Below are 9,878 nucleotides of genomic sequence, written 5' to 3'. Positions count from 1 at the left end.
GCTTTCTGGAAATGAAGCGGACCCGCATGCAGCCCGACGCGTTGGCTGCGGTGCCGCACGTTGCTGCTGATCCTGAGCCGACAAAGAACGACCTGATCCGCGCGGCGCTTCTCAAACGGCGGTCGTTGGCCGCAAAATAATCGGTCGGATCCGGCGCCGTGGCGGGACAGAGCGCATATGAGGCTTTCGTTGCGTTGCAAGGTGAACGAATAGCATCGGCACAAAGACGTTGCTTGGCGCGCCACGCATATGAACCGGAACAAACCACTTATCTATTCACCGCGATACCGACGCTTGGCCCACTCTGAACGTGCGTCAAATTACTGGTCCTATCAATCGATCCGACTTTACGTGGCGCCCCGGGCTCGGAAGTGGCGAGGGACAGTCGATCGCGTTAGCGGCGCAACTTCGCCAGCCCTATAGCGGCGACAAGCCGCGAAGAATGGGGAGACCGGTTTTTTCGCTTGTTGGGAAGGGGAGCCTCTTGACGGCTCGTTGATCGGGCGCCCGTGAAGCTATCCAGTTGGCTCAAACAGAACGGGCGCTCGACCTGATCAGGGAGCGCCCGTTTGTTGCTACCGACAGCAAACACCGAAAGAATCGGCAGGCCATCAACATGGAGGCACGCCTTACCGCCCGCCTGCAATGACAAATGCCGCTTTCGCAACGCGGCTATGCAGGATGCGAAGCCCAGCGATGAGGCATCTTCTGGTTTCTCAACCCCACCTCATTGCTTCCATGGCAAAGCGCGGCCATACGCTATCGCCTGGAGGAGCAAGCTTGCGGAGGAGATCGACCGTTCATGGCGAAACGCTTGGGTCGGGACCGACGGGTTCTTTGGCGTCCGTGGGGTCCCTCGGGGCGTTCAGCATGAGACAACTCTCGGCATGTTAACTTTGTTTTAACTATGTGAAATACAACCCCGGCTTCGTCGTGTATAATACCCTCTCAATGGACTGGGTGAAGGCATGGCAACGAATAGATATTCGGCCTTTGCGCCGATCGGACTCAAATTTCATAACAATCAGCCGCAAATTGTCATCCGGAATCTTACCGACGCGGCACGTGTTCTCATACAAGACTGGCCCCTTGACGATGGCGAGGATTATGTCATAGCCGTCAAGGCATGCGCTGATGCGCTCATCGGTGAAATAAGCGCTGAAGAGTTCCGGCAGACCCTTCTGAGCGCTGCCACCGAGGCCGGTATTTCCGTTCTTTCGCTTGTCTACGACCTGGCTCTGCGCGATGAGCCCGGCGAACCGCGTCGGTCTTCGCAGGGCCAGTGAAGCATAAATCTCGATTTCTTGGCCACCATTGTCGATCGACCCGAGTGCGGTCATAGAGTTGTTTGGCAATCATGACATCGGCCGAGACTAGGCAAGTCCCCGACAGTTCGGTCAAGCGAAATTCGACTACTGCTGGACGATCACCTGGGTCCCCGGCTGCACCATCTCATATAGCTCCTCGACGTCTTCGCGATACATCCGAAAGCAACCGCTCGACGCGTTGGTGCCAATAGAGGAGGGATCGTTGGTGCCGTGTATGCGTAGCAGTCCGTCGGCAAGATAGATCGCTCGGGTACCGAGCGGATTTGAGGGACCTGGCCCTACGACGGCTGGCAACCTTGGATTTTTCTGTCGCATGCTTGCAGTTGGCCGCCATTCGGGATGTGCTCGTTTGGATACAACCCGCGTCGATCCGTACCATTGTTTGCCTTCGCGGCCGACTGCGATGGGGTAGGCAAATTGTTCACCCCATGCCGTCGTGTAGACAAGCGTATGGTCGCGTGTCGCGATCACGATCGTTCCCCGCGCTGTTTGTGTCGACTGTCGCCTGCGTTCACGCGAGGGTTCCTGATATCGAGGCGTTGGTTCGTAGTAAGGGGGAGGTGGCGGATAGGGACTATATGGATCGTCATAATAGTAGCCGCCGTAATCGTCGTAGCCGTCGTACAGCTCGTAGTCTTGAGCTTGAGCTTTAAATACCGTCAGCAAAAGGGCCGCAGCGAGGAATGCCACCAATCTCATTTTATGCCATCCGCTTGTTATACAAGCATGATTGGGCCGAACTCTGTGGCGGCACTATGGCTKCCGCTTGGTAAGATACTATAGCGTTCTCGCTCCGACGCCGTCACAGTGCTAGGTTTAATCAAGGCCTTTAGATAGCTAACCCGGGTCGCCTGCTTTCCTTTTGATCGAGATACCATCCCGAAATGACTGACACCGTTGTTCTTCTCCACGGCATCAAGAGGACCAGCGCTTCCATGCGCAAGTTTGAAAAGCACCTGCAGACCCAGGGCTACATGACTCGCAACGTTGACTATCCTTCGACCCGCTATCCCATTGAACGGCTGGCGGAGATCGTTGCAGCGGAAGTCGAAGATGCGGCTGAGTGCAACAGAGAAGGCCGTCTTCACCTGGTAGGGCATTCCATGGGTGGATTGGTCATCAGGGCCATGTTGAAGAACTACCGACCATCAAATCTCGGGCGGGTGGTGATGATCGGCACTCCAAATAACGGCAGTCAGGTCGCAGATTTCTTGAAGAAGGTGCCGCTGTATAAAGCAGCTTTCGGCCCTGCCGGCCAGCAGCTCGTCACCGATCAGAGCACGTTCGCCCATATTTTCGGTCCGGTGGATTTCGAACTGGGCATCATCGCTGGAACCCGAACCATCGATCCCGTCTCGTCATTGATCATTGGCTATCAAATAACCAACGACGGCAAGGTAACTGTAGAAAGCACGCGTCTTGCAGGAGCCGCCGACCATATCGTAATCGCGGCCAACCACACATTCATTCCATCGAACAAAGTCATGTGGGCGCAAGCCATCTCGTTTCTTCGAGACGGCAAGTTCCATCGATAGTAAGAAAATGGCAGCCAGACACCCTCTGAACTTTCAGAATGCCGCTTTCCCGCAGCGTGCCCGCTTTCACACACATGCGAGGCAATGTCGAAGGGTGATCGGCCTTCGCGTATCGCAGGCGTGGCCGCTTGCACGGTCTTCTTCTTGACCGCTATCCCAATCGTCGAGTCCTGACGCGATCACCACAGCCCAGCCAATTTACCAAGGCGGCGGACCGTCGGTATCGAGTTGCCATGCCAATCAGCAAGGCGATAGTGATCCGTCGGGGGGCATTTGCACGATCCGGCCTGTATCGAAGCTCTGGAGCGAGCACTTGCCAGGACGACGTTGCAGCGGGTTGCATAGCTCGTTCGCCGCTCAGCAAACAAAGGCTGTGATCGGCGTCGCAATGCTGAACCGAATACCCGCCTGCAGACGCCCGAAATCCGTTCGCGGCAAGGCCCGACCGCGGCGACGAAATAATAGATGTCAAAGACCGAATTCCGCACAAATTCAGATCCACGCACCAATGCCACTCTCAAGCATTCGCGGTCGAAACTCGGTTTCCTGCACATCTCTGACAACGTCATTGTGTTGGGATTTTTCGCAATTGGTCGGCGCCATTCTGGTCGCCGGCATCGATCCAACCATTGACCGTCAATCACGCTTTGCCGCATCCCTCCAGGCGCGCTCGAACGGTAGGCGCCAAGCGTGCGGGGCAATGAGTTGGTGGATCGACTTCGGCCCCCAGCCGCCTTGGTCGTAGAGGCGTACGGGCGGCGGGTTATCGAGGAGAGGTTGGGAAACCTCCCAGAGCCGCTCAATACCCTCGGCCGTAGTGAACAGCGTATGGTCACCGCGCATGGCGTCGAGGATCAGACGCTCATAGGCCTCCAGAACTTCGCCAATCAGGCCGGTTTCGCTCATGGCGAATTGCAGCGAGAGCTTGTCGAGCCGGAAGCCCGGTCCAGGGCGCTTGCCATAGAAGGAAAGCGAGACCTTGGAGGCATCAGCAAGGTCGAAGGTGAGGTGGTCAGGGCCCTGTGCCCCCACGCCAGAGCCGGCAGGGAACATCGATTTCGGGGGCTCGCGGAATGCGATCGAAATAATGCGCTGCCCCTCGGCCATGCGCTTGCCGGTACGTAGGTAGAAGGGCACGCCCGCCCAGCGCCAGTTGTCGATGGCGCATTTTAGGGCGATGAAGGTGTCAGTGTCGCTTTCGGGATCGACGCCAGGCTCATTACGGTAGCCAATGTATTGACCGCGCACCACGTCCCGCGGCTCAATCGGCAACATGGAGCGGAACACCTTGTTCTTCTCTTCCGAGATTGGCGCAGGCTCAAGGGCAGTAGGCGGCTCCATCGCCATGAAGCCGAGGATCTGGAAGAGGTGAGTCACCACCATGTCACGATAGGCGCCGGTGGTCTCGTAAAAGGCGGCGCGGGTGGAAAGGCCGAGCGTCTCCGGAACGTCGATCTGCACATGGTCGATGAAGTTGCGGTTCCAGATTGGTTCGAACAGGCCGTTGGCAAATCGGAAGGCCAGGATGTTTTGCGCCGGCTCCTTGCCGAGGAAATGGTCGATGCGGAATATCTGCTTCTCGTCGAACACTTCGTGCAGCTTCTTGTTCAGTGCAACGGCACTGGCAAGGTCCGTGCCGAAGGGCTTTTCCATGATGATACGGGAGCGTTCAGTCAGCTTAGCCTGGGCGAGGAGTTGCACGGCCAGAAGGGCGGCACTTGGTGGCACGGATAGATAATGCACGCGCCGCGTCTCGGCGCCCAGTGCTTCCTCGGCCCTGTCGACCGCTTCCTTGAGAGCATTGGCGCCGGCAGCGAGCGGGACGTAGTCGAGCGATGCGGCAAACGCTTCCCATTCGGACTGCGAGAACTTGCGAGTCAAGAACTTTTCCAGCGAGTCACGGGCGATGGTGCGGAAGGCATCGGCGTCGATGTCGTCGAGCGAGACGCCGATAATGCGGCACCCTGGGATGAAGCCCGCATTGGTGAGGTGGAACAGCCCGGTCAGTAGCTTGCGCCTTGAGAGATCGCCCGTTGCGCCGACGAGCACAACGACCTGTGGATAGCCGGGGCCAACCCGAGTTGAATTCTTGCGCAAAACACTCATCCTCAAGTCTTCCGTTGTCCCTTGGGGATGGGGGTCGACCCCAGCTCCGCGCTGCCGCGAAGCGGCTATCTTCGTGCGTGATGCCATGACGTTGAAGCTCACCCCTCTAAGGTTAAATAGAGGCATGGATTGAGGAGCGGAGCAAGGGGCGGCAATACCCTCCCGAGTGCCGCGTCTTAGCGACTTCGGTCGCTCCTTGTCGACTTTCTTGATAGCAATGTCTTGAGCACCTCAGTCAGTAAGATGACCCAACTCAGAGGCGCAGGGCGGTTATTGACAGCAAATCCAAAGCTGACAGCACTCGGGGCTTCGATATCAGCTGCCTTTGAATACCGTTTGTCAAAGATCGAGTTTTGTAGTCAGGGCAGCGTGCCATCCGAAGGTGACGCCACCGCCAGCCAGCCATTGAACCCGTCGAACCTTGCTGCGTATTAAGGCCAACAGGATGGTCACGAGGTCGAACCCTATCAAGGCGGCCATTTTGATCGCTGCAGAGCTTGGCTACGATCGAGCAGCGGCCAATGCATCCAACATGATAGCGATCCTCGCGAGATCGTCTTCGTTTAGCACTTCGACTGCGGAAGCAATGCGCTCCTGAAGATTACGTTTGGTGCTCTTCGCGGGCTTGTTCACCTCGTTCGATAAGAGTTCGTCGAGGCTCGTCTTTAAGACCGATGAGATTTTTACAAGCGAGCGATCGGGCTGCCGGGTTCCGGAAATGTAATTGCCATATCTACGCTCGATCAAACCAACGCGTCGAGCAACCTCGGCATTCGAGATTCCAAGCTGTTCAGCACGTCCCTTCAGGTTCGAAGAAAAAGTCTCCATGCCCACATTTGGTTCATGACGGGCATCACGGGTCCATGTGCAATACGTTGTGAGATTAACGAACAAAACGTGGTGTATTATGGAACTACGCCGGCTATCCGACTTCGTTGCGGTGGCCGAGGAGCTGCATTTCGGCAGGGCGGCAGCCAAGGTGCATATCGCCCAGCCGGCGCTGTCGAACCAGGTGATGGCGCTGGAGAAGGAACTCGGCGTGCAGCTGAAGGCGTTCCTGCCGGAGATCGCGATTATGCCCACCCCATCAGCCAAGCATCGTTCTACCAGCGCCCAACCGGGTGCTGTCGGAGATGGCGCTCTGAAGGACAATTGCGTGAGCTAAGGGCATAGCTCGAAGGTATGGTGGACGACGGTGAGTCGCAACTGCTGCCAGCTGAAGGCGGCGCGGAAGAGATATTCTGCGTTGTCGCCAGTTCTGAACTAGGTCCTTGAAAGGCAAGCCAGTCGACATCACTTCAGGTGCGATCGGATCGTTGCACCGATAGCTCCATTCCCAGGGCTTTATAGGAACTGTAGTTGCCGACGACATGATGTCGTCAGCTTGCTCGATGGCGCCAGACCGGCGGAAACGGAGTTCCCTATCATTCAAGTTCGAGGCAAACTGAAGCGGAAAGTGCTGATTCCGTCTGTGCGTGCCTCTTCGCAACTCACATCTTCTATTCAACGAGGTGACTATTGACGCAGTTCTTCGAAACCACTCAAGGGATCATGGCAATGGGAGCGTTCATCGGCGCTGGCAGCCTAGTTGCTGGCTCCTTGCTGGCCATCGTTATTGGTTTTGCGAAGTCTGGTATCAACCGGCGCCCGAAAGCCGAAGCTAGAAACCTTGCGATGATGACGGTACTGGCCCTGGATGACTTTGTCGGAGCCAGCTATGCGGCCGTTCACGACATGCCCGAATTCAATCCCATGGATGAAGGCGAATTCGCGTTTCACGTTCCAGATCCAACCCTCGCACTTCCGCAGGGCGCAAACTGGGACCTTCTTGGTCCCGAGCTTTCAGATGAAATTTTGTGGTTGTCGAACCGGGTGAAAACGCTTTCGTATGCGTTAGATAGCCTCGACCTTTCCGGGCCCGGATACAATGGCTTCTTCGAGCGGCGCCAAGAAGGTTATGCTGGTCTGGCGGCTGAAGCGATGGATATCATTGAACGTATGCTCGAAGAGTTTGACCTCACCCTGCCTGCCAAGCCCGACTACTATCGCCAGCGCGAAGGTCTCGTTTCAGCTATTCAAAAGGCTGGAGAAAACAATTCGCTGCGCCGAAAGGCTGGCGCTGTCGCGCACTCGAATGGGTCGAATGTGCTACAGCTGTTCCCAAAGGCGAACGACGACGCCGAATGAACGACGCGAAATCGTCGAACCCGTTCAAAGGCACAGCGTCTTGTCATGCATGGCCTCTTCTCCGTTGGCGAATTTCTCGGCGGCATTTCGACATCATCAAAATCCCGCTCCAGACAGCGAGCAGCAATTGAATGCTGTTCAGCGAGGCAACGCTACCTCGGATGGATGGTCCGCCGCTGCATAGCTGCATTGCACAAAAAATGTTTTCCAACTGGTCAAAAAAAGAGCATAGCGATCATAGCTGATGCAACACGACGGCTTTCCTCCCAGTTCCGTCGTTTCAGCTGTTCCCCTCTGGAGGTTTATACCTTCACAATTAATGGGCCACGGTTCTCCGTCGGCCCTCTTTTTTGCCCGCGAACATCGTTTGTCGACGCCGGATAATTCCCGAAGTCTTCGACCTTAGATGTCCGATCGCTTCCGAGGGCATCGTGCTAGGTTGACGAAAGCAGTTTTCACTACGATAGGACCTGGCCGAACCACGTGGTAACGCCAGGGAACATGAACCGGAGTACAATGGTGACCGAACCGACCGTAGCAGATGCAATAGACCGCGTTTATGTATCGATCCAGGCTGACAATGCTGACATCGACGCGCTTATCGTGACCCTCAAGGCAGCGTTGGCCCGGGAGGGTTTGAAAGAGGCCGTATTCGACCCGGCAAGGCTCGTGCAGAACAATCGTTCTGGTAGGAAGCTCATGCAGGCCTACTTTCGGCAGCGCGGCGTGACGGTAAAATTCTCGGCCTAATAAAGCCTCCTGGTGACGCCAGAGGTGCACGGCACCTTTTGCAATGTTCGATCAGGGTGTCTCGGGACCGCGACAGGGCGGAAGCTGAACTCCATGAACAGAACGTCGACCCGACAAGGGCGAGGGGACGAAGAACGTCATCCCTTCACCAATCGATCGCCAGGGTAATCCCCGGCCGCGACGGCTCGGTAGAAAACTTATAGGGCGCTCAACCCGTTCCCGGGGAGCGCCCTTTTTGTTGCTCAAAGCGCAAAAACCGACAGAGTCGGCAGGCGATTTGACGTGCGGCGGAGATACCGGAGGGACGGCGTTGCGTAAAGCGTTTTTTACTGCAGATCTGCTATCTCGCAACCATCGAATGGAGCACCATTTTGCGTGGAGAAGTGTAGCCCCTTATGGGAGGTGATCATGACGCAAAGATTTCGGATAATAACGATCGGCTGCGTGCTGCTCGGGATAGCCGCGTTGGTTTCGGCGTGCGCGACAGCCCACACTTCAAATCGCGGCGATTTTCAATATCAACCAGGGCATTCCAGGAACCCCGCCTGCAGCCAGGGTTTCAGGCCCACAAATGCGCTTTCTTGCGCTTACTGACTATTCCAAATACATGTTGCCAGCTGATCAAAGAGCTTTACTAAATTCCTGCTCAGTATCCCTTCAATCGACATCACAACACGCGACGGAAAGGATGAAATCCTGTCCCTCTGGAGTGCTGTTGAACTCGGCGGGGACTAAGCTGCACCGAACGAGGGTCATCGCGTAGTTTCACGCCGTTCGACGATTTCGATGGTGACGATCGAATTTTTCGCCATTTCATTTCCGAGTCCAGCACATCACTTAATTCCCAAAATCCACGCGAGAGGGCGTCGGCAAACTTGGCCGACCTGGCCCGAGGGAAAAAATGATCATGACAAACTCCGATGTCGAGTTCGGATTGGACACGTTTGGTGACGTAACGCACGATCCAAACGGCCAACCTGAAAGCTATGCCCAGGTCATTCGCAACGTCATCAAAGAGGCCGTCCTTGCTGATGAGGTCGGTATCGATTTCTTTGGTATTGGCGAACATCACCGCGAAGACTTTGCGATCTCCACTCCTGAAACCGTCCTGGCTGCAATCGCAACAGTGACCGATCGGATCAAACTTGGCTCGGCGGTGACCGTATTGAGTTCCGACGACCCTGTGCGAGTGTTTCAGCGCTTCGCGACTGTCGATGCTGCCTCGAATGGCCGTGCAGAAGTCATCCTGGGGAGGGGGTCTTTCACCGAGTCCTTCCCACTATTCGGATATTCGCTCGACGACTATGAGACGCTCTTTGAGGAGAAGGTCGAGCTGTTTGCCCGGCTTCTGGACCAGCAGCCTGTGACCTGGTCCGGCACGACCAGGGCGCCATTAACCGGGCAACGGGTGTTTCCTCTCGTGGAGAAGGGGCCATTGAAGACCTGGCTTGGCGTTGGCGGCAGTCCGAACTCCGTAATCCGGGCTGCCCAATACGGTCTACCCCTGATGTTGGCTATTATCGGCGGAAGTCCCTATCGCTTTGCACCCTACGTCGACCTGTATCGCCAGGCGTTGGAAAAGCTGAACCAACCGACGCTTCCTGTTGGCGTTCATTCGCCAGGCTACATCGGGCAGACTGATGCCGAGGCAAAGGCCGAGTTCTGGCCTCATTATCGGGCAATGCGGGATCGCATCGGTCGTGAACGAGGTTGGGGGCCCGTCACGGAAAGAGAATACGAAGCGGAGATCGATCAGGGTTCGCTTTACGTGGGCTCGCCGGACACCGTGGCCGCAAAGCTTGCTCCGGTCATAGAGACGCTCGGTATTCAGCGGTTTCAGCTGAAGTACAGCATTGGCACGATGCCACACTTGCGCGGAGCATCAAGCTGTATGGGCAGGGAGTCGTTCCGGCCGTGAAAGCGAAAATCGCAACGCTTGCTGCAGCGTGATTGCGGTGCGAATTCTTGACGG

Annotated in this window: 7 protein-coding genes and 2 pseudogenes; 5 read left to right on the top strand and 4 right to left on the bottom strand. The window is 56.4% G+C overall.

The annotated features are described in order from the left end of the window. Positions 1-905 precede the first annotated feature (905 nt). Complete coding sequence (locus AC1DTN_RS35460; protein WP_477924780.1) at positions 906-1,340, bottom strand: hypothetical protein; 435 nt, start codon at positions 1,338-1,340, stop codon at positions 906-908. 72 nt (positions 1,341-1,412) lie between these two features. After that, positions 1,413-2,027: a L,D-transpeptidase gene (locus AC1DTN_RS35455; protein ID WP_477924779.1), complete on the bottom strand. Its 615-nt coding sequence runs from the start codon at positions 2,025-2,027 to the stop codon at positions 1,413-1,415. Positions 2,028-2,212: 185 nt separating this feature from the next. Between AC1DTN_RS35455 and AC1DTN_RS35450 the strand changes: the two genes are divergently transcribed. Further along, positions 2,213-2,863: an esterase/lipase family protein gene (locus AC1DTN_RS35450; protein WP_477924778.1), complete on the top strand. Its 651-nt coding sequence runs from the start codon at positions 2,213-2,215 to the stop codon at positions 2,861-2,863. Positions 2,864-3,499: 636 nt separating this feature from the next. On the opposite strand, the gene zwf is transcribed toward AC1DTN_RS35450, so the two are convergent. Both zwf and AC1DTN_RS35440 read right to left on the bottom strand, forming a co-directional pair. Continuing rightward, positions 3,500-4,969 carry a glucose-6-phosphate dehydrogenase gene (gene zwf, locus AC1DTN_RS35445; RefSeq protein ID WP_439017725.1) on the bottom strand — a complete coding sequence of 490 codons (1,470 nt, stop codon included), beginning with the start codon at positions 4,967-4,969 and terminating at the stop codon, positions 3,500-3,502. A gap of 501 nt (positions 4,970-5,470) precedes the next feature. Beyond that, positions 5,471-5,797: a helix-turn-helix domain-containing protein gene (locus AC1DTN_RS35440; RefSeq protein ID WP_113325395.1), complete on the bottom strand. Its 327-nt coding sequence runs from the start codon at positions 5,795-5,797 to the stop codon at positions 5,471-5,473. 79 nt (positions 5,798-5,876) lie between these two features. Between AC1DTN_RS35440 and AC1DTN_RS35435 the strand changes: the two are divergent. From AC1DTN_RS35435 to AC1DTN_RS35420, 4 genes and pseudogenes are all read left to right on the top strand, one after another. Next, positions 5,877-6,017: pseudogene (locus AC1DTN_RS35435) on the top strand (LysR family transcriptional regulator); the annotation flags it as partial. Between the two features lie 470 nt (positions 6,018-6,487). Further along, complete coding sequence (locus tag AC1DTN_RS35430; protein WP_477924777.1) at positions 6,488-7,156, top strand: hypothetical protein; 669 nt, start codon at positions 6,488-6,490, stop codon at positions 7,154-7,156. Positions 7,157-7,672: 516 nt separating this feature from the next. Further along, positions 7,673-7,906 (top strand): hypothetical protein, encoded by a 234-nt coding sequence (locus AC1DTN_RS35425; protein WP_477924776.1) that lies wholly within the window; start codon positions 7,673-7,675, stop codon positions 7,904-7,906. Positions 7,907-8,813: 907 nt separating this feature from the next. Then, positions 8,814-9,856, top strand: a pseudogene (locus AC1DTN_RS35420) (LLM class flavin-dependent oxidoreductase). Positions 9,857-9,878: the final 22 nt, after the last annotated feature.

The sequence above is a fragment of the Rhizobium sp. 01T444 genome, assembly GCF_056398305.1.
Note: the sequence above shows the minus strand (reverse complement) of the source record. Positions and strands in the feature narration are given on the sequence as shown.

Excerpts from the sequence above, each read along its gene's own strand:
- AC1DTN_RS35460 (WP_477924780.1), bottom strand. The coding sequence starts at position 1,340 with ATGACCGCACTCGGGTCGATCGACAATGGTGGCCAAGAAATCGAGATT.
- AC1DTN_RS35455 (WP_477924779.1), bottom strand. The coding sequence starts at position 2,027 with ATGAGATTGGTGGCATTCCTCGCTGCGGCCCTTTTGCTGACGGTATTT.
- AC1DTN_RS35450 (WP_477924778.1), top strand. The coding sequence starts at position 2,213 with ATGACTGACACCGTTGTTCTTCTCCACGGCATCAAGAGGACCAGCGCT.
- zwf (WP_439017725.1), bottom strand. The coding sequence starts at position 4,969 with ATGAGTGTTTTGCGCAAGAATTCAACTCGGGTTGGCCCCGGCTATCCA.
- AC1DTN_RS35440 (WP_113325395.1), bottom strand. The coding sequence starts at position 5,797 with ATGGAGACTTTTTCTTCGAACCTGAAGGGACGTGCTGAACAGCTTGGA.
- AC1DTN_RS35425 (WP_477924776.1), top strand. The coding sequence starts at position 7,673 with ATGGTGACCGAACCGACCGTAGCAGATGCAATAGACCGCGTTTATGTA.